This window comes from Methanobrevibacter gottschalkii DSM 11977, from assembly GCF_003814835.1.
Taxonomy (GTDB): Archaea; Methanobacteriota; Methanobacteria; order Methanobacteriales; family Methanobacteriaceae; genus Methanocatella; species Methanocatella gottschalkii.
Window position 1 is genome coordinate 166,429 of record NZ_RKRG01000002.1, and the last position, 20,248, is coordinate 186,676.

Sequence of the window (20,248 nt, forward strand, 5' to 3'; positions counted from 1 at the left end):
TGGTGACTTATTTTAATATGTTTTATAACGAAACATTTATAAATAGTTATGAATATATATTCATAATACCTAACAAGTATTGGGGAGAAAATTATGGTAAGGCCTAGAAGAATGAGAAGAGTTGTTGAATGTCATAAGTATAATTTAAATGAAAATCGAAAACCAATTGAGTTGTCTGTAGATGAATTCGAAGCTATTAGGTTTAAAGATTATCGCAACATTAAACAAATTGATGCTGCTGAATTTATGGGCATTTCACAATCCACTTTTCATAGGATTTTAAATTCTGCAAGGCATAAATTAGCTATCTCATTGATCGAAGGTAGGAGAATTGTTGTAGTTAGAGGTGATACTATGATTGATCAAAATAAATATTTGTGTAATGACTGTGGATTTCAATGGTCAAATCCTGAAAAGACTTATGAAAAATGTCCAGATTGTGGTTCAAAGAATATCCAAAGATTGAATAGAGATAAGTTAAGGGGCAGTTCACCAGATAAATGTAGATGTCCTGAATGTGGTTATGAAGAACCAAAAGTTAAAGGTGTTCCGTGTAGAACTAAAATATGTCCTGAATGTGGTTCTTCATTACAGGGAAGAGGAATGTGTAGAATATAAAATTTAAGCCATGGGATGATTTTATGAATGATAATTTAAAATACAACTGTAATGAATGTGGATTTACATGGATTACCTTAAATGGTCAACATTCCATATGTCCTAAATGTCACAGTGAAAAAATTGAATATTTGGGTGAAGTTGAAGATTTAGATATAAATTCTATTTTAGAACACAACAAAAGAAGAGGGGGATGTTGTGGGTCCGCTCGTGGAAAAGGACCACTAACATGTGGAAAACCTTACCCTGATCATCATGATCCAAATATTCCACATGATCCATCTAGATGTTGCGGTCATAATGAATAATCTTGTTGATAAGGATATAATTTATCCTTATCTAACTTAAACTTTTTTTCAAATTTCAATATTGAATATCACACATCAAAATGCTCTTAAACTACACTAAAACATTTATTAACTTGTATGCACTATCTATTCCTATGACTCGAAACAGACGTGTTACAATTAGCATCAATAATGGCATTGATTTGAATTTTTGCAAAATTGCATCCAGTAAGATGTTATTTCAAACTGGTTGGTATTTTGGAATTGAAACATATCAATTTATTTTTCGTTTTTAGAAGGGTGTCCGCCAAAATTAGTTTTTTGATTTTGTGCCGGAAAATTTTTGACTTATTTTTTCTTATTTTTCATTTATTTATTTTAATTTTGCTTTAATTTAAATGTATTCTTATTAAAATTTGTATAATTTAATTATAGTAATTTTTAATTTGTTAAATTGGATTTTAACTGATTTTATAATAGTTAAGTTTATATACTTTGTTTTATATAGTTAATATTAACTGTTAGTTATTTTGGAGTTGTATTTTATGGTTTTAAGAAAAATTGATAAGAATCAGAGTAAAATTAGGTATTGTAACTTTTAGATAGCAACATTCCCGGAAGATCATATTTCTCGTTTTGTGGGTGGATTTTTATTGATGAATTTTTATCCAATGTTAAATATCAAAGAACCTAAAAAGAAGAAAGGACGAGAGTCCTTGCCTATTGATTCCATGTTAAAATTGCTTGTTTATGCTAAAATAGAGCATGTGGAAAGTGCCAAGTATTATTGCAGATAATGGCAAGGTACCATGATGTTTACAGGTTTGTTTTATGATGATGTACAACCATAAGAACGCTCAATTCAAAGGTACATGAGAGAATACGGCTGTTACTTTGAAGTATTGCTTCAAATGACCTTAAAAAAAGAGGCTTCAGATTTGAAATTAACAGATTTTAATCAATGTTGCCCTTTGATGGAACTATTAAAAAAAGCATTACAATTCCAACAACAATGTTATCAAAAAAAGATAACTCAAAATATTACTCAATTACTTCAATGGACTACATATTAGCCAGAAAAAGCTTGATAAACTTCAAAAACCCGCTCAAAAAAATATTGGAAATATAAAGACATGGATGTCGAAGATAAAATAAAACTATTAATATGACATTGAAACACAATTTACATTTTACAGGGACAAGATAAAATACCATTAAACGATATAGAAGCAAGATTTTATGAAAGGAAAGAAAGTAAAAACTTCATGGTTGCTTACAATATCCCAATTCTGCAGTCGATTACGATTACCAAATTAATCTGTACAATAAAACGTCACACAAAACCCTTTACAGACCATTATAAACTAAAATCGCAGAAAGAGCAATACAAAACATACAAAAAATACCAAAAATACATAAAGCGCTGACACAATATATTTAAATCAAAATAACCCTTTATCTTTTACTTGGCAGATAATAAAATTGATGGATTAATACCCAATAGAAAACAATCCAAAAGAAAAAATAGGGAAATTAAATCCCAATCAAATATCATAAAGACTCCATTTTCGAATACAATTATGAATTAGATGCATTCAAATGCCCAGAAGGAGAATATTTACACTTCTTTGGAAAATATATTGAACCACACAAAGACCCAGAAAAACCAAACAAAATAAAAAGAATTTACAACAATTATGAATCATGTAAAAACTGTAAAGAACGAAACAAATGTTGCTCAGCCTCACAAACACACAGAACCATCACAGAATACGGATCATAAAATGCAAAAAGCAATGAACCAAAAAATGGAAAAAAACAGGAATATAAAAGACGAATATACTAAAAGATCAAGCGTTGAAGAACCCATTTTGGAAAATATTAAAAGAACAATTCCAAATAGAAAAAGAAGTAGTCATCGGAAATGATACGAACAGAATATAAGACTATACTTAGACGCATTAGCATACAATCTAATCAGATTATACAACATTAAACAAGAAAATAAAAAATTCAACAGAAGATTTAGAAAATTTCTGCGAAAAAAAATCAGTAATCCACCAATTAAAACTCGACGTGACAATATTTTAATTAAAAATCAACAGACCTGCCAAAAACTAATTTTGACGGACACCCTATTGATAAATGAAAAAATATTCATAATTAATGACTATTTAAGCATATATTTATTTTAGATTATTCTAGTTTGAAAAGGATATTATTTTTAATCAAACTTTTTATAAAATTTGTAATATCTAGGCTAATTGTCAATTGCAAGGGTAATATTTTATTTGGGTAATCTATTGAAAAGTAATCTAATTTCAATATTGAATATCACACATCAAACTGCTCTTAAACTACACTAAAACATTTATTAACTTGTATGCACTATCTATTCCTATGACTAGAAACAAACGTGTTACAATTAGCATCAATAATGACATTGATTTGAATTTTCGCAAAATCGCATCCAGTAAGATGTTATTCAAAACTGGATGGTACTCAAAAGCTATTGAAGAAGCAATGTTGTTATGGATTGAAAAGGAAAAATTTAAATAATTTTTTTCTTTTTTTCTTTTTTAAGCATTAACTATTTAAATTAAACTATTCTATTTATTATTATAGAGTGGGTGTCATTAATGGATAATGAGGAATTAAGAACTGTTAGAGTTTATACTAAAAAATATACTAGTAAAGATAAAGAGGGAAATATTGTTGAAAAAGAATCTCAACAAAAACAAGTAAGTCTTAAAAAAGAAGATCCTTTTGAAGATAATGATTTGGTAAAAGTATTGGCAAAAAGGGAATATGAATCATTACTTGATAATCAATTTTCTGATTCAAAACTTGATGAATTTTATAATAGGCTTGAAGCAAAAGATGCTGAAATTGAAAAATTAAACAGTCAGATTCAAACTCTTAAAGGATCATTTTTTGATGATGTTAATTCTCTTAAAGAACAGCTCACTTATAAAGATGAACTTTTAAACGCAAAAGATGAAATTCATAAATTAAATAAGAAAATTACTAAAATTGATGATGAAAGAGTAGCTATTTTTAAAGAATTGGATTATAAAAATAAAATGATTTTAGCTTATAATGTCGAGTTAAATAAATCTATTTTAAATGCTATAAATGTTGTTATTGATGAGGCAAGAGATAACATTAACAGAAGAAACGCTCAACTTGTTGAAGACTTGGAAAAATCTATTGAAAAATCCAAACATGATGTAAATGAAAAGAATAAAGCTATAGCATATGAAATAAAAAGCACTGTTGAGGATATGAATGAACAAATTAGAAATACCAGCACCCTTAAAATGATATTGAACAAAAAAAGAATTAATTTAAGAGTGCCTACCGATGATTTGCTTAAACCATTTGACTTTGACTTTGATGTGGAACAATTGCTTTCCGGACAAGCTTTAGAACTTGACGCTGCTGAAATTTTAAAAGAAGTAATGCCGAAGCTCCCAGAACCATTTTCTAAATATATTGATACTATTGAAGAAGAACCTGAAACTATTGAAGTTTCATCAACAAAACAAGGGGAATAATTCATGAGAACATTTAATGCTGGAAAAATTACTTTTGAATATCCTGATAATTGGGAGGTTGAAAAAGCCGATATCTTATCTAATCCAGATTGTATTGCAACATTGTCTAAAGGGCAGGATAATTTATTCAATGCAGTTTCATTTCCAACTGCTACAAATCTTGATGATTATAAAATTTTCATGGAAGATGTAATTTCTGATGATGGAGGGGTTATTTTATCTTCTGATTTTGTTCAGATCGCAGATAAAAATGCTATTAAAGTTCATGCCAATATGGACACTCCTGAAATCAACTTTGACATTCATACTTATGTTTTTATAGAAAATAGGGAAATTTATATTTTTGAACTAAGGACATTAGATGTTTCAGGCGAATCAGAGCGCGAATTCAAGAATATGATTTCATCATTAAGGTTTTAGAATATTTGCGTATACTCTAGCAAATAATTCATATGATTTTTATCAAGTATTTTTAAAGTTGAGATATTTTGTGGAGTGGTGCCTGAGCGTTCTTCTACAAGATTTCTTAAAGATTTGTTTTTCATGTGTACATGAATTTCTTTTATTACAAATTTCATGTTTTCAAGATTCTTTTTTTCTAAGTCTTTTTGTGAAATATTTTCATAAATAGGATAATTATTTAAGTCATATGATTTAGTTGGAGTTTGCAGAACATTCATGTAGCTGTAATAATTTGCAGAATCGGCTAAAAATCCATCAATCCCCATATATGTTAAAAGTGGCATGAAAGATAATTCTGCGAATGGAAATATGAAATAACTTGTTTTTTTAGCTTCTTTTTTAAGGGATATAATAATATCAACAAGTTCTCTTGAATTAGTTAGTAATGCATCACCATTAGCTATTATAAATCCATTGTATCCGATTTCTTCTAATTTTTTTAGGCATTCAATTCTTAAATCAATGTATTTTGAACCTTGAATCACGGCAATGTTACAGGTTTCAGCATTTTCTTTAGCGAGTTTTAATGTTTCTTTTACATTAAATTCGGCAATTTCACGATCGATATTGTGTGCAGAACCTTGGTTTGGAGCTATTTTTAATTCCTCTTTAAAAAATATTCTGGGTGTAAGTTCACCATCAACTTTTCCAATTCTTCCAGGTCCATCATGTGATTTAATTTCGAATTTTTTTATCATTTATTTCGTTCCTATTTACTTTTTATTTTATTATTGTTTCTTTAGGTTTATAAAAATTTTTCATCAAATGTAATCTTTTTGATTACACTATCAAAAAATTTAGTAACCTTTATATATTGTTTTTTTAAAATTATAATTAAGGATTTGAGGAAATAATCCAATGATTGTCCGAGGTGTGTTTTTAATGTCTATAATAAATCGTCTTAAATCCTTATTTAAAGGAGACATAGATAAAGAAGAAACTGACATCAATAATGATGTATCAAACACATCTGATGATGTCGAAGTTACATCTTCAAAAATGGAAGAATCTATCAGTCCTGAAATGGAAGATAGTAAAAAAGATTTAACTTTCAAAAAAGACATCGAAATCGTAGAAGATTCATCTGAAATTGCGGAAGAAGTTGAAGCTTTCGAAAAAACAATTCCTGAAGAACAAGAAATTGTTGCTGAAGAAGCTAAAACTATTGAAGATGAAGAAAAAACAACTGATGAAGATGTTGTTGAGGAAGTTGAAGAAAATTCAAATGATAAAGATAAAAAGAGAGATACTATGACTTTATTAACTGATAAAGAATTATTAAACGATACTAATCGTGATCCAGATTTTACTGCTGAGTTCATTGATGCTGGAATTGAAACTGTAAAACACTGTTTCCAATGTGGTACCTGTAGTGGTAGTTGCCCATCTGGAAGAAGAACTCCTTATAAAGTAAGACAAATTGTCAGAAAATGTTTATTAGGTTTAAAAGAAGAAGTTATTGCTGATGATGCTTTATGGATGTGTACTACTTGTTACACTTGTCAAGAAAGATGTCTCAGAAGTGTTAAAATTGTTGAAATCATCAAAAAAGCACGTAACATCGCTGCTCATGCAGGATACATGGCTAAATCTCACAAAATGACTGGTGTATATGTATTAAATACTGGTCATGCAGTACCTATTAATGATAAAATAAAAGCTTTAAGAGTTAAAATTGGTCTTCCAGAAGTACCACCAACAACTCACACTTATCCTGAAGCATTAGAAGAAGTAAAGAAATTATGTAAAATTACCGCCTTTGATGAATTAATTGGTTATGATGAAGCAACCGGCGGATTAAAAGAATAGATTTATGAGGAGAGTTATAATATGGAAATTGCATACTTCTTAGGTTGTATTATGAACAACCGTTATCCTGGTGTTGAAAAAGCTACCAGAAAATTATTTGAAGCATTAGATATTGAATTAAAAGATATGGAAGGAGCTTCTTGTTGTCCTGCTCCTGGTGTATTCGGTTCTTTTGATGAAGAAACTTGGGCTACTGTCGCAGCACGTAACTTAACTCTTGCTGAAGATATGGGTGTAGACATAGTGACAGAATGTAATGGATGTTTTGGTTCATTATTTGAATGTAATCATATTTTAAAAGAAGATGAAGATAAAAAAGCTAAAATTAATGCTAACTTAGCTGAAATTGGAAGAGAATACAAAGGAACTACTAATGTAAAACACATCGCTCAAGTTTTAAGAGATGATGTTGGTTTTGAAAAATTAGCTTCCCTTATTGAAAAACCTTTAGACTTAAATGTTGCTGTTCACTATGGATGCCACTTCTTAAAACCTACTGAAACTATTGGTATTGAAGATCAAGCTGAAAACCCATCTATTTTAGATGATCTTGTAGAAATTACTGGTGCTAAATCTGTTGACTACAAAGATAAAATGATGTGCTGTGGTGCAGGTGGGGGTTTAAGATCCAGAGATTTAGATGTTACTGCTAGTTACACTAAAGAAAAACTTGAACACATGTCTGAAGCTGGTGTAGATGCAATTGTTAATGTATGTCCATTCTGTCACATGCAATTTGACCAAGGTCAAGTTGAAGTTAATGAAAGATACGGAACTGATTTTGCAATTCCTGTATTCCACTTAGCTCAATTATATGGATTAGCTATTGGATTACCAGTTGAAGATTTAACATTTGATGCTCAAAAAATTGATGCAACTTCTGCTGTCAAAAAAGCATTAGGTGAATAGATTTAAGGATTTTCAATCCTTTTATCTTATTTTTAGACATTAAAAACACATTTTGGATATCGGTTATCGTTATGATAACTATTTTTTTATTTTAAATTTTTTTGTTTGTATTTATACGAATTATTCGTAAACATGTTTATATATGAGTATGTAGATATGAATAAATGTTATATAAATACGAGGTGAAAATTATGTTTGTAGCAACATTAGATGGAATATTCAAATATTCTGACCTTCCAGAAGAATACGAACCTTATGTTCAATTTAAAGCAACTATAGATAAAAGAGAACTTAAACCTACTGATGAAATGGCTATTTTAAACATTGCAGGTACTTCTACTCATCATGTTTTATTCTTAGATGCTTATTCAAGTATTGCAGAAATCGAAGCTGAATTAAAAGAAGCAGATGCAAAAATTAATCACACTACTTTAAAAATTATAGGTGGCCATTTATGAGTTTACCATCTGAGCAAAACTGGTTAGTTCTTCAAAATCTCATAATAGATTTGACAAAAAAGGGGTATGAAATACCTAATGGAATTAACCCTGAGATGGGATTAATCAGGTCTTCAATTAGTTCATATAAAAGAGATCCTTCCCATCCTGAATTGATCAATGGTTTAGCTAAAGCAGAAATGGCTTTGAATAATATCCAAGGAACTCTTTTAACTATTGCTGAAGAAGAAGGTGAAAATTATGTTGATTATTGGCTTGATTTATTAAAACAAGTCATGAAAGGTGAAGAATTGTTTGAATTTGCCAAATCTAGGTCAAAATTCTTAGTTAATACTCCACCGGGTTTAACTACTGGCAAAATTAACTTAAAAGTTCCTTTAGCTGAAGAAAGAGTTCAAGAAATTGCAGAATGGAATGGTTTAATCATCGAATTTGAGGATGATATGACTGTTCAATTACATGGTGACCAGGAAGACCTCAAAACTGGTTTAAAAGAGATGGGATCTTTCTTTTTAGATGATTAGGTGATTTTATGACAAAAATTTTAGCAATAAGTGACATTCATGGTGAAGAAAATGAAAATTTATACACTTATTTAGGCAATAATGATATTGATTTAGTTTTAATTCTTGGGGATATTACTGACTTCGGGCCTTTGGATTTTGTAGAGACATTTATTAATAAACTTTATGAATATGATGTTGATGTAATTGCTATTCCAGGTAATTGTGATCCACAGGGGATATGCAATGCTATTAATGATGTAGCATTCTGTCTTCACAATAATATTGTTGCTTATGGGGATGCAATTTTATTTGGTTACGGCGGTTCTAATCCAACTCCATTTAACACTCCTGGCGAAACAGATGATGATCATATTTATAAATCAGTTTATGATTTATTGGCAAATTATGATTATGTATACAATACCGAAGTTCCTAAAGTAAAAATTTTAGCCACTCATGCTCCACCATTCAATACTGATGCTGACAGAGTTTCCAATGGCGAACATGTAGGCAGTTCTGGAATTCAAAAATCTATTCATGAATTTGAACCTGAAATTAATGTTTGTGGGCATATACATGAAGCTAAATCTCTTAGTAAAATTGGAACAACTACTGATGTAGCAAATCCTGGTATGCTTAAAGATAATGGTGCTGTCTTAATTGATATTAAAGATGGTTCAAACTATGACATAAGCATTGTTTCTTTAGATGAATAAATTATTTATTCTCTTTTTTCTTATTTTTTATTTATTTTTAAACAGTTACTGTAATTTTATTTTTTTCTAGGAATTCAAATAACAAATTTTATTTAACATTAATTTTATAAATTTAATTATATTTAATGTGATTTTCATGATTTGGGTTACTAGTAATGTTGATGGTGAAGAATACAAAGAACCATTTTCCAAGGGAATTATGTCTCGTTCACTCAATATTTCTTATATTGGATCTAAAAGAGCATATGAATTAGCTAGTGAAATTGAAGAGGAATTGATTAAAAAGGATATGTCTGTTATTTCTCGTGATGAATTAGCAGATATTGTATTAAATCATCTGATTACGGTAGATCCAAAAATTGCAGAAAAATATAAAAGTCTAAGATTACTTAGGAACTCTAAAAAACCATTGATTATTCTTATTGGAGGTTCCTCTGGTGTAGGTACTTCTTCAATGGCATTTGAATTGGCTAATAGATTAAGGTTAAAAAATATTATAAGTACAGACATGATTCGTGAAGTAATGCGTAAAATTGTTTCAAAAGATTTGAGTCCCGTAATTCATAAGTCTAGTTATGATGCTTATGAAAGTATAAGAACACCATCTCTTAAAATGGATAAGATTGTTGAAGGTTTTATTACTCATGCTGATGTTGTTAATGTGGGAATTGAAGCAATCATCGAAAGGTCTATTAAAGAAGGCATTAGTATTATTATTGAAGGAGTCCATGTCGTTCCAGGTTTCATCAGTAAAGATTTAATGGAAAATAATAATATTATCATGTTTACATTAATGATTGATGATGAAGAGTTACATAAGCAACGTTTTTATTTAAGATGTAGTCAACCTTGGGTAAAAAGATCTCTTGAGAATTATATGGAAAACTTTGAATCAATTAGAAAGACTCAAGATTTTTTTGTTGAACAAGCAAAGATTTATGATTCTCACATAATCAATAATATTGAGATTAATGAAACAATTAATCAAATGGTAAGTGCTATCTTGGAAAAATTTGTAGGTGTTAATGATGTTAGATAAGAAAGTTAAGGAAATAATGACATCTGATGTACTAACTACTACTTCAGATGTTGATGTTGTATTTGCATTTGAAAAATTAATGGAAAATAAAATTAGTTCTCTTCCAGTTGTTGAAGATGATGAATTAATTGGAATTATTACTGCAACTGATGTTGGTCATAATTTAATTTTAGATAAATATGAATTAGGTACTAGTGTTAAAGAAATAATGATAACTCCTGTTGTTACTGTTTCTCCAGATAGTACTATCGAAGAAGCTGTTTGCATAATGAAAGATAATGTTTCTTCAGGTATATTAAATCAACTTCCAGTTGTTGAAAATGGAAAATTAGTAGGTATTATTTCTGATGGAGATATTATCCAAGAAATATTCTAAATTAACCTATTTAATTTTATTTTTTTTAAATTATATCTATTTTTACTCAGTTACTATAATTTCATTTTTTCTAGAAAATTTTTACTAATTACTTTTTTCAATTTTTTAGATTTTTTTACTAACCTTTATATAATATTAAACCCATATATTATTATGGCTAGACTGGAGGGTTAGGGGTCCTCTGTAAGCACACACCCCCTTTGGTGCAGTTGAAGTCTAGGAGGCGGCTTTTTAAAAGAATATGAGCCTATTAAAAACAATGTAGAAACCTCGTCCTACAGGATTGGTGGTGATGAAATTTTTACTGTAGGGTAAAAATTAGTCATCTTTGATATGGGAATGGGTCAGGCCCGGAAGGGAGCAGCTTTACTGTTAACATACAATGCTTGTAGAATCCCGGGGTGGAGTTGGGTTTTTTAGATTACTTATATTTTTGAGATTAGTCCACTCTTAGACATGCCATTTCTAAAAAATAATTAACTTTATAAATAAGTTTAGACATATAATTTATTATACTTGTTTTATTATAACTGTCGGGATGGCCCAGCCTGGTACGGCGTCGGACTGCTAATCCGATGGTCTTATGACCACCCGGGTTCAAATCCCGGTCCCGGCGTTTTTATTATTTATCTATTTCTTGATTATGATTATAATCCAATCCTTTTGGACATGCATGGACATTCACATATTTTACATCAGGTATTCTTTCAATAATATTATTCTGGACAATATGTACAATTTTATGTGACTCATTTAATGTCATATTTCCATCGATTTCAATATGTAATGTTACTGCAGCATATGAACCTAAATAATCTACTTTTATATTATGTGCATTGTTTGCATAATCGCTACTTTCATTTGCTATTTTTCTTATTTCATTAACAAATTTTTCAGATGGAATTTTACCCATAATATTGTCAAGATTCTCTTTACCAATGCCATATGCTGTTTTTAAAATTAAAAATCCAATAATCAAACCAATAATTGGATCTAATATAGGATAACCTATGTTTGATACAAGTACTCCAATTAATATTGCAATTGATGAAAAAATATCTGTTTTTTGATGTTTTCCATCAGCCACGATTGCTGGGCTATTAATCTGTTTACCTAATCTAATAATATACTCACTTATTATGTAATTGATAAATATTCCGAAAATAGCCATTACTGCAGCATAAATGTCTGGTGTGGTGATTGTTGATGGATTAAATAATTTTTCAATAGCTCCACTCATAATTTCATAAGCGACCATTGTTAAAAATAACATGATTATTAATCCACTTATTGCCTCAGCACGTCCATGTCCTAGTGGATGTTCTTTATCTGCTGGCTTCTGACCAATTTTAAATCCAATATATGCAATTATTGTTGTTGTAATATCTGATAAAGTATGCCCTCCTTCTGAGATTAATGCATAACTTCCAGACAGCATTCCTACAATAATGTTAAAAACGGTTAAAAATGTATTTGCAATTATTGCAACAGTTACAGCTTTTTTACCACCTTTATTTCTTAATTCATCCATTAACTACACGCTCTTCTAAAATATTCATTGCTTTTTCAATATTTTCATATGAATTTGCATAAGACATACGTACATGATTTTTGCCATTTGTTCCGAACGCAATTCCTGGAACTGTAATTACTCCGGCATCAGCAGCTTTCATTACGAAGTCTTCATCTTCAATTTTTGGAAATACATAAAATGCACCTTCTGCATTTACTGTTTCATATTCCATTTCATTTAAACGACGGATAATTAAATCACGTCTTTTTTGGAATTCAAAAACCATTTTTTCAACTTCATCTTGTGGTCCGGTCAATGCTTCATATGCTCCTCTTTGTGCAGTTGTATTGGCACAAGCAATGTTATATTGGTGTATTTTAAGTAATTGTTCTGTGTAATTTTCGTTAGTAGTAGCTAAATAACCGATTCTAAGTCCTGTCATTGCATATGTTTTTGAAAATCCATTTAAAGTAATTACATTATCACTGTATTTTGCAGGGGAATAATTTTTTTTTCCATAAATAATTTTCTCATATATCTCATCAGAAATTATTAAAAAATTTTCATCTATGGATAAATCTGCAATAGCTTTTATATCTTCTTTCTCCATCACAGCACCTGTTGGATTAGATGGTGAATTTAAAATTATTGCTTTTGTTTTATTGCTTATTTTTTCTTGAACATCTTCTGCTTTTAATTTAAACTCATTTTCCATTTTACAATCAACTGGCACTATATTCCCATCAGCTAGCTTTATGCATGATTCATAAGAAAGAAAACTTGGATTTGGAAGCAATACTTCATCTCCTTTTTCAACGAATGCCTGTGTACACATATATAATCCTTCACTAGCTCCTACAGTAACAATAATATCATCAGGATTTGTGTTTATGTCATTTTCTTTTTTAAATTTTTTAGAAATTTCTTCTCTTAGTTCAATATATCCTTTATTGGGAGTATAATGAGTATCATTTTCATCAATTGATCTTTTCATAGCATTTTTGATGTTTTCAGGAACATCAAAATCAGGTTCGCCGATTCCTAAATTTATTGCATTTGGGTTTGTCACTTCAAACATTTTTCTTATTAATGACAATTCAATTGATTTTGTTCTACTTGCAGGATTTATCATAATTTTTGCCTCTATTTTATTAATATATTATTATTGTAATTTAATTTTTTTCCAAGAATTATTTTTCACAAGATCCGCAATTATAGCAGGGGTTTGTTTCACACCAGGGGGTTTGTTTTAGACTTCTCAATCTTTTGTTCTCTATTTTTAAAAATCTCTTATTTACACCTACATCAATATTGTCCCAAGGCAATACATCATCAATATCATATTTTGGTAGTAATTCTTTCCATTCTTTTAATGTAGGATTTTTTGTTAAAGTTTTTTCAATAATTGCACCAATGCTTCTATTTCCACAAGACAGTATATATTGGATTAATCCTTTTTTAGGACTTTCACACTTTACATTATATTTTCTCATTTCTTTATTAATATATCTAGTTTTCTTTTTAATATCCTTGAAATCATAAGGTTCCCATTGTAATGGTGTGTGTGGTTTTGGAATAAGTGGATTTACACTAAATTTTACATTTTTGATACTTTTGTGCATATTTGCAATTTTTTTCATATATTGGCAAAGTTCTTCAATGTCTTCCATAGTTTCACCAGGTATTCCAATTAAAAAATATAGTTTAATTTTAAAATCAAGTTCAATAGCATTTTTTATTACTGTAAAAATCTTTTCTTCCAGTATTTCCTTATTAATTACTTTTCGCAATTTTTCAGTTGATTCCAGTGCAAGCGTAATAGTTTTTAATCCACTTCTCTTTAATGATTCTAAAGTTTCTTTTGTTATTGATTCAATTCTTAGGGAAGGTGTTGAAATCTGAAAGCCCTCTTTTTCTAAACCATCAATTAAATTTTTTAAATCACTATAATCTGAAACTGCAGCCCCTATTAATGTAATTTTATTTAATCCAGTATTTTCACGATTTTTAATTGCAATGTCAATTAGCTTTTTATATTTGGTTTCTCTCATGGGTCTGTATAAATATCCTGACATGCAAAATCTGCAACCTCTTGTGCATCCTCTTGAAACATTTAACATTATGGTATTATTGAAAATGGTCTGATAATTTTCATCATCACTTTTACTCACAATATGTTCTGTAATGTGGTAAGTGTTATCCATGTTTGGTATGATGTTTATTTTTGTTCTGTTGTTGTACTTTGGAATGTAAACTCCAAGCAACCCAAGATATTTTTCTAAATTTTTTCCATGTTTTTTATATGTATTTAAAATTTCATCAATAACAAATTCACCTTCTCCAATTACAAAAATATCAATATAATCGTATAATGGCATAGGGTTTGCAGTTACACATGGACCTCCTGCAATAATCAAAGGATCACTTTCACTTCTATCTTCTCTTTTTAGAGGTATTTCTGCATCTTTGAGCATTTTTAATACATTAAAATAATCTTCTTCAAATTGGACAGTAAAGCTTATAATATTAAAATATTTGCTGGGTGTGTTTGATTCTATTGAATTAGTATTGGGAAAGATTATTCTCTCACACCAAGTATTTTCACGTTCATTAATCTTATTGTATAAAATATTATATCCTAATGAAGACATTGCAGTCCTATAAATATTTGGATAGGCCAATCCCATGTGAATATTCATATTTTTGATATTTTTTTGAAATATATTTTTTTCATATAACATACAATCACTATTTCATATTTTTTAGTGAATTTCTTTTTATTAGATTAAATTGTTTATTTATAATTTAATGATCAATACGGATGTTATTTTTTTTATTTTGAACAATAAGAAATTAATTTTCACTATGATGGATTAATTCTTTATTATTTTAATTATAAAATCCAAATTGATTTAAATTTTATTTTTCATCCGATTGTTAAAAATTTAAATCAAATTTAAGATATTTAATCTTATCTTTCTTTATTTCCATTTAATTATTCTTTTATTTTAAATTAATACATATTTTTAGTCTATTTTAATTAATTTACATATTTTTAAGGTGTTTTTAAGTTTTTAAAGTTTTAAAAACATTTATATAATATTAAATCATATGTTTATCTACTCATTATGAAATACTATATTTTAGTATACTCATATTTTACTATAAAATTTTCGTAATGAGAACCAAGAGGTGGAAAAATTTCGATAAAAAACAAAGTGTTATTTATTTCTATTGCATTGATGTTCTTCTTAGTTTTGGGGGTAGTTGGTGCAACAGAATTTAATAATGCTTCAAATACAGAAGATTCAAATTTAATGACTGATAATGTTGATTCATTGTCTGTTGAAAATAAATTAGAAGTTTCTAACGAGGATTCTATCTCAGAGGCTAATTTAGTTAATTCTCATGATGATAATTTGAACAATTATTCTGATAGTGATGTTTTAAGTAACTATGAGGATGATTATGGAAATGTTCAAGCTTCTAATTATGCTGAAATAGGTAATACTAATTCTGTTCGTAGTGATGTTTTATCTGTTTCTAATGATGATAATTTAGCTGCTAGTTCTAAAGTATCTGCAAAGGTTGATGTAGTTGATACACATTATTCCAAATCCGCTACATATTTCAAAGTTACTTTGAAAGATACTAAAGGTAATTCTATCAGCAATCAAAAAATTTCTTTTAAAGTTAATGGAGTGACTTACACTGCTACTACTGATAAAAATGGTATTGCATCAGTTAAAACTGCAGCTTTGTCTGTAGGAACATATACTGTTGCAATTAAATACGCTGGTAGTTCCAAATATGCAGCTGTAGCTCTTTCAAAGAAAGTTAAAGTATTGTCATCTGTTAGTGGAAGTGATATTACTAAATATTATGGACCTGTTGTCCAGTATTCAGTAAAATTCTGGAAAAATTATAATGCATTAGCAAATACTAAAGTATCATTTAAAGTTAATGGGATAACTTATACTAAAACCACTGATAAAAATGGAGTCGCTAAATTACCAGTTAATTTGGCTCCTGGAAAATATGTTATTACTACAATTAATCCATATTCTGGTGAAAAATTGTCTAATAAATGTATTTCATTAAGAGATGGTACAACTTTAACCCATGGTTCAACTAATACATATATTACTCCTAATAAAAAACATTCATTTACTGTAACTTTAAAATCTAAACACGGTATTTTAATTAAAAACAAAAATGTAGTATTTAAATATAATAATAAAAAAGTAACTGTTAAGACTAATTCGAATGGGAAAGCTACTTTGTCTATTCCTGCTCTTTCTAAAGGTACTTATTATATTAGTTATTCATATTCAGGAGACAAATATTATTCAGGTTCATCTGGATCTGGAAAATTGTATGTAAAAAATCCAACTACTAAAATTACATCTTCAAAATTGAAGATGCAATATAAGGATGGATCTAAATTTGCGGTTAAGTTAACAAAAAATGGTAAAGTTTTAGCTAATAAAAAAGTGAAATTAACATTTAATGGAAAAACTTATACTGAAAAAACTAATTCAAAGGGTATTGCTTATTTAACTGTCCCTACAGTAAAACCAGCTACTTACAATATTAAATATCAGTATTTAACTCCAAGTTATTTTAATTATTGTTATGGCTCAAATAAAATTGTTGTTTCTAAACAAACTGCTAAAGTATCAGCAGGGGATTTAGTGATGAACTATAAAGATGGTTCTGTTTATAAAGTTGTTGTAAAAAATAAATTTGGAAACCCTCTTAAAAATATTAAAGTCAAATTTACAATTAACGGAAAAACTTATACTAAAACTACTGATTCAAATGGAGTGGCTAAGCAGTCTATTGGTTTAAATATTGGTTATTATTCTGTTAAAACAGTACTTTCTAATAATTATTATGCACATGGCGCTATATATAAACATATTTCAGTTAAAGGAACTAAATTTGTAGGCGGAAATATTCATGTAGCAGTAGGTAAAACTGCATATTATTCAGTAAAATTATTGGATTATAAGAATAATCCGATTAAAAGTACAGAAGTTACTTTTATTTTGGATGGTAAAAAATACACAGCTACAACTAGTTCAAAAGGTGTTGCTAAAGTAAATTTAGGTGTTTTATCTGCAGGTACTCATAATGTTAAATATTCACAAGGAGAGTATTCAGGTTCATCTAACATATATGTTGCTGATAAAGTGACTATTAAGCAAATTATTGCTGCATCTGGAAATGTGCAAAAGTATATTCAAAAAAATCATAGATTACCTTCCACAGTTAATATTGGGGGTGTTACTTATTCAACTAATCAATATTTATATTTAGTTTCAAAAGCTATTGTAAATTTAAAATCTAATGTTAAATCTGCAATTTATGTTAAAAATGTCGATGGTCCAAGTAATCCTTCATCAACATATGCTGCAGGTAATTTATATGATTATCTTTCAGTTGCAAATAGTGTTGTGAAAAATTCTGATTCAAAAGGTAGTGTACCTAATACTGTTAGTTCTAAAGTTGGAACTATTGGTTATAAAAGTTTAGTTTATGCGTTTGCTCGTGTTGTTGCATTTTATGGTGATGATGATAGATTGCCATCATTTGTTGAAATAAAATCACTAAGTGGTACTAGTTCAGATAGTAATATTAACTCTAAAAATACTATTTCAAACTTAAAAGCATATTTGGCAGCATCAACTAATTGCCAGGTTAATAATGCTAAAATTAAACAATTAGTTGGCAAATTAACTAATGGGTTGAAGAGTGAAAAATCTAAAGCAACTGCAATTTATAATTATGTGAGAGATACAATTTCATATAGTTTCTATTATGATACTAAACACGGTGCTGTTGGAACATTGAATGCTAAATCTGGAAATTGTGTTGATCATTCCCATTTGCTTGCTGCTATGTTTAGAACTGCAGGTCTTGCAACTAGATATGTGCATGGGTCATGTACATTTTCTAGTGGAAGTACATATGGGCATGTTTGGACTCAAGTATTGATTGATAATACTTGGACTGTTGCTGATGCAACAAGTTCTAGAAACTCGTTAGGAAAAATAGCTAATTGGAATACTAAGTCTTATAGGCTTAATGGATACTATTCCAGTCTTCCATTCTAATTAACTATTTTTATCTTTTTTTTTAAATTTTTTCTTTTTTTATTGCTATTAATTTTTATAATAGTTCTAATAAATAGTTATTTAGCAAACTATTAGGACAATATTATGAATTCTAAGAAATATAGTAAAGTGGCTGTTGGTGGAACTTTCGATAAATTTCATGATGGGCACAAAAAATTATTAACAACTGCTTTTGAATTGGGTAACCAAATTGAAATTGGTGTTACCTCTGATGCTTTTGGAGGGTTAAAAGGAGATATTGACCCTTGTAAAGAGAGAATGAGCAATCTTAAGGCTTTTTTTTCAGATAAATCAGATTTTGTTGTAATTCCTTTAAATGATCCGTATGGAACTACAATATATGATGAGGATTTTGATGCTATAGTTGTTAGTGAAGAGACTGAGCCTACTGCAGTTGAAATTAATGAGATTAGAATTTCTAAAGGTATGAAACCTCTTGATATTGTCGTAGTAAGTTTTGTGCTAGCTTATGATGGAAATCCCATATCTTCAACACGAATTAGACGTGGTGAGATTAATCAAAAGGGAAATGTTGTTGAATAATCCAAAATATATCGATATGTTTATTAATACAATTCGATAAATAATTAATTGCATAATTTGTTTTGTGTATATTTTTGAGGTGATTATATGGCAGTAAAAATTGATTCTGATTTATGTGGACATATTAAAGATTGTCCAGTACAAGGATTATGTATTAAACTTTGTGAGCAAGGTGCAATCATAGAAAAAGATGGTGATGTATCTATTATACCTGAAAATTGTGATGATTGTGATCTTTGTATTCAAAACTGTCCAAATCAAGCTATATCTAAAGTATGAGGGATATAATGTTTAATATAGAAAGAAATGGTGAAGAGCACCGTAATTTATCATATAATGATATAAATTGTGTTGGTTGTGGTATTTGTACGGATATTTGTCCGACTTCTTCTTTAAGATTAGGACCCATAGTTCCAGTAGCTCGTGGATTAATTGAAATGGATTTAGTTTCTATTAAAGAAGATTCATGTGTGTTCTGTGGATTATGTTCTATTGCTTGTCCGTTTGATGCTTTATCCATGTCTGTTGATGGGGAATATATTAAAAACATTGAGTCTTATCCTATTTGGAATAAAGAATCTGTTGTTGATGATGGAGAATGTATGTATTGTAGTAAATGTTATAATATATGTCCTAGTGATGCAATAATTTTTGAGAGGAATCTTCCAAATCCTGCTGATTTAGTTAGGGGGGAAATTGAAATAAATGAGGAAGATTGCATATATTGCTCTTTTTGTGCAGATATGTGTCCTGCTGAAGCAATTACAATTAAAAATATTCCCATATCTTCTGTTGATAAATTAAATAATTTTATTGATGTTGATTCTTCTAAATGTATTTTCTGTGGTGTTTGTAAAAAGGTTTGTCCTGAAAATGCTATTAAGCAAATCTGTTCTACATGCATGTTAAATGAAGAAATTGAAGTTCCGGAAATTACTGGAAATGTAATGATTTTAGAAGATTTATGTGTATATTGCTCATGGTGTTCTGAAGTTTGTCCTGTTGATGCAATTGATATAACTAAACCATTTGATGGTACTTTGGAATTAGTTGAAAGTGAAGAAAAAATCTGTAAGGGTGATTCTTGTCATGCTTGTCAAGATGTTTGCCCATGCAATGCAGTTTCAATTGTTGATGGAAAATCTGTAACTGATTTATCTTTCTGTAATTTATGTGGTGCTTGTGTGAAAGCATGTCCACAAGATATTAGAATTTTAACAAGAACTGATTTGAATTTAGAAAATATCAATTCTGAATCTTGGAATGATATTTTAACTTCAATTCTAGTTGGAAAATAGAGAGGTTTACTCTCTAT

At 28.9% G+C, this 20,248-nt stretch carries 22 protein-coding genes, 1 tRNA gene and 1 other RNA gene; 20 read left to right on the plus strand and 4 right to left on the minus strand.

Features of this window, described 5'->3' with window-relative positions; all coding sequences use genetic code 11:
- Nucleotides 1-93 precede the first annotated feature (93 nt).
- From EDC42_RS04525 to EDC42_RS04545, 7 genes are all read left to right on the plus strand, one after another.
- Nucleotides 94-618, plus strand: a complete 525-nt coding sequence (locus EDC42_RS04525) for a DUF134 domain-containing protein (RefSeq protein WP_091699241.1) — start codon at nt 94-96, stop codon at nt 616-618.
- A gap of 23 nt (nt 619-641) precedes the next feature.
- Nucleotides 642-926, plus strand: a complete 285-nt coding sequence (locus EDC42_RS04530; protein ID WP_091699243.1) for a DNA-binding protein — start codon at nt 642-644, stop codon at nt 924-926.
- Between the two features lie 851 nt (nt 927-1,777).
- The gene (locus EDC42_RS09625) at nt 1,778-1,978 is read left to right on the plus strand and encodes a hypothetical protein (RefSeq protein WP_069574732.1); all 201 of its coding nucleotides are present in this window, start codon (nt 1,778-1,780) and stop codon (nt 1,976-1,978) included.
- A 624-nt stretch (nt 1,979-2,602) separates the two neighbouring features.
- The gene (locus EDC42_RS09630; protein ID WP_069574731.1) at nt 2,603-2,833 is read left to right on the plus strand and encodes a hypothetical protein; all 231 of its coding nucleotides are present in this window, start codon (nt 2,603-2,605) and stop codon (nt 2,831-2,833) included.
- Nucleotides 2,834-3,305: 472 nt separating this feature from the next.
- Nucleotides 3,306-3,464: a hypothetical protein gene (locus EDC42_RS09470; protein ID WP_170151649.1), complete on the plus strand. Its 159-nt coding sequence runs from the start codon at nt 3,306-3,308 to the stop codon at nt 3,462-3,464.
- An 80-nt stretch (nt 3,465-3,544) separates the two neighbouring features.
- Nucleotides 3,545-4,462, plus strand: coding sequence for a coiled-coil domain-containing protein (locus tag EDC42_RS04540; RefSeq protein ID WP_069574730.1), 918 nt, complete (start codon nt 3,545-3,547; stop codon nt 4,460-4,462).
- 3 nt (nt 4,463-4,465) lie between these two features.
- A complete protein-coding gene (locus EDC42_RS04545; RefSeq protein WP_069574729.1) occupies nt 4,466-4,882 on the plus strand; it encodes a hypothetical protein in 417 nt (138 codons plus the stop codon).
- Here EDC42_RS04545 and EDC42_RS04550 read toward each other — a convergent pair.
- The gene (locus EDC42_RS04550) at nt 4,879-5,622 is read right to left on the minus strand and encodes a tRNA guanosine transglycosylase family protein (protein ID WP_069574728.1); all 744 of its coding nucleotides are present in this window, start codon (nt 5,620-5,622) and stop codon (nt 4,879-4,881) included. The two genes, EDC42_RS04545 and EDC42_RS04550, sit on opposite strands and share 4 nt — an antisense overlap.
- A gap of 184 nt (nt 5,623-5,806) precedes the next feature.
- Here EDC42_RS04550 and hdrC point away from each other — a divergent pair, with 184 nt between their 5' ends.
- From hdrC to EDC42_RS04595, 9 genes are all read left to right on the plus strand, one after another.
- Nucleotides 5,807-6,733: a CoB--CoM heterodisulfide reductase subunit C gene (gene hdrC / locus EDC42_RS04555; protein ID WP_069574727.1), complete on the plus strand. Its 927-nt coding sequence runs from the start codon at nt 5,807-5,809 to the stop codon at nt 6,731-6,733.
- Between the two features lie 21 nt (nt 6,734-6,754).
- Nucleotides 6,755-7,642, plus strand: coding sequence for a CoB--CoM heterodisulfide reductase subunit B (gene hdrB / locus EDC42_RS04560; protein ID WP_069574726.1), 888 nt, complete (start codon nt 6,755-6,757; stop codon nt 7,640-7,642).
- A gap of 191 nt (nt 7,643-7,833) precedes the next feature.
- Nucleotides 7,834-8,100: a DUF749 domain-containing protein gene (locus tag EDC42_RS04565; protein ID WP_069574725.1), complete on the plus strand. Its 267-nt coding sequence runs from the start codon at nt 7,834-7,836 to the stop codon at nt 8,098-8,100.
- The gene (locus EDC42_RS04570) at nt 8,097-8,624 is read left to right on the plus strand and encodes a DUF2096 domain-containing protein (RefSeq protein ID WP_069574724.1); all 528 of its coding nucleotides are present in this window, start codon (nt 8,097-8,099) and stop codon (nt 8,622-8,624) included. The genes EDC42_RS04565 and EDC42_RS04570 overlap by 4 nt, the downstream gene beginning before the upstream one ends.
- Nucleotides 8,625-8,632: 8 nt before the next feature.
- Nucleotides 8,633-9,322, plus strand: coding sequence for a metallophosphoesterase family protein (locus tag EDC42_RS04575; RefSeq protein ID WP_069574723.1), 690 nt, complete (start codon nt 8,633-8,635; stop codon nt 9,320-9,322).
- 136 nt (nt 9,323-9,458) lie between these two features.
- Nucleotides 9,459-10,361: a 2-phosphoglycerate kinase gene (locus EDC42_RS04580; protein WP_069574722.1), complete on the plus strand. Its 903-nt coding sequence runs from the start codon at nt 9,459-9,461 to the stop codon at nt 10,359-10,361.
- Nucleotides 10,348-10,737, plus strand: coding sequence for a CBS domain-containing protein (locus EDC42_RS04585; RefSeq protein ID WP_069574721.1), 390 nt, complete (start codon nt 10,348-10,350; stop codon nt 10,735-10,737). The genes EDC42_RS04580 and EDC42_RS04585 overlap by 14 nt, the downstream gene beginning before the upstream one ends.
- 150 nt (nt 10,738-10,887) lie before the next feature.
- Nucleotides 10,888-11,203, plus strand: an RNA gene (ffs, locus tag EDC42_RS04590) — signal recognition particle sRNA.
- A gap of 66 nt (nt 11,204-11,269) precedes the next feature.
- Nucleotides 11,270-11,353, plus strand: a tRNA-Ser gene (locus tag EDC42_RS04595).
- Between the two features lie 6 nt (nt 11,354-11,359).
- On the opposite strand, the gene EDC42_RS04600 is transcribed toward EDC42_RS04595, so the two are convergent.
- From EDC42_RS04600 to EDC42_RS04610, 3 genes are read right to left on the minus strand one after another with little or no spacing between them, the layout of a single operon-like run.
- Nucleotides 11,360-12,268 (minus strand): cation diffusion facilitator family transporter, encoded by a 909-nt coding sequence (locus EDC42_RS04600; RefSeq protein WP_069574720.1) that lies wholly within the window; start codon nt 12,266-12,268, stop codon nt 11,360-11,362.
- A complete protein-coding gene (locus EDC42_RS04605) occupies nt 12,261-13,382 on the minus strand; it encodes a pyridoxal phosphate-dependent aminotransferase (RefSeq protein WP_069574719.1) in 1,122 nt (373 codons plus the stop codon). The genes EDC42_RS04600 and EDC42_RS04605 overlap by 8 nt, the downstream gene beginning before the upstream one ends.
- Before the next feature lie 58 nt (nt 13,383-13,440).
- Entirely contained in the window at nt 13,441-14,991 is a 1,551-nt protein-coding gene (locus tag EDC42_RS04610) for a radical SAM protein (RefSeq protein WP_069574718.1), read from the minus strand.
- 501 nt (nt 14,992-15,492) lie between these two features.
- On the opposite strand from EDC42_RS04610, the gene EDC42_RS04615 reads away from it, so the two are divergent.
- The 4 genes from EDC42_RS04615 (at nt 15,493) to fwdF (ending at nt 20,231) form a co-directional block, all read left to right on the plus strand.
- Nucleotides 15,493-18,369, plus strand: a complete 2,877-nt coding sequence (locus tag EDC42_RS04615; protein ID WP_123833406.1) for an Ig-like domain repeat protein — start codon at nt 15,493-15,495, stop codon at nt 18,367-18,369.
- A 105-nt stretch (nt 18,370-18,474) separates the two neighbouring features.
- Nucleotides 18,475-18,933 (plus strand): phosphopantetheine adenylyltransferase, encoded by a 459-nt coding sequence (locus EDC42_RS04620; protein WP_069574716.1) that lies wholly within the window; start codon nt 18,475-18,477, stop codon nt 18,931-18,933.
- 87 nt (nt 18,934-19,020) lie between these two features.
- Entirely contained in the window at nt 19,021-19,212 is a 192-nt protein-coding gene (locus EDC42_RS04625) for a 4Fe-4S binding protein (protein WP_069574715.1), read from the plus strand.
- Nucleotides 19,213-19,220: 8 nt separating this feature from the next.
- Nucleotides 19,221-20,231 (plus strand): tungsten-dependent formylmethanofuran dehydrogenase subunit FwdF, encoded by a 1,011-nt coding sequence (gene fwdF / locus EDC42_RS04630; RefSeq protein WP_069574714.1) that lies wholly within the window; start codon nt 19,221-19,223, stop codon nt 20,229-20,231.
- Nucleotides 20,232-20,248: the final 17 nt, after the last annotated feature.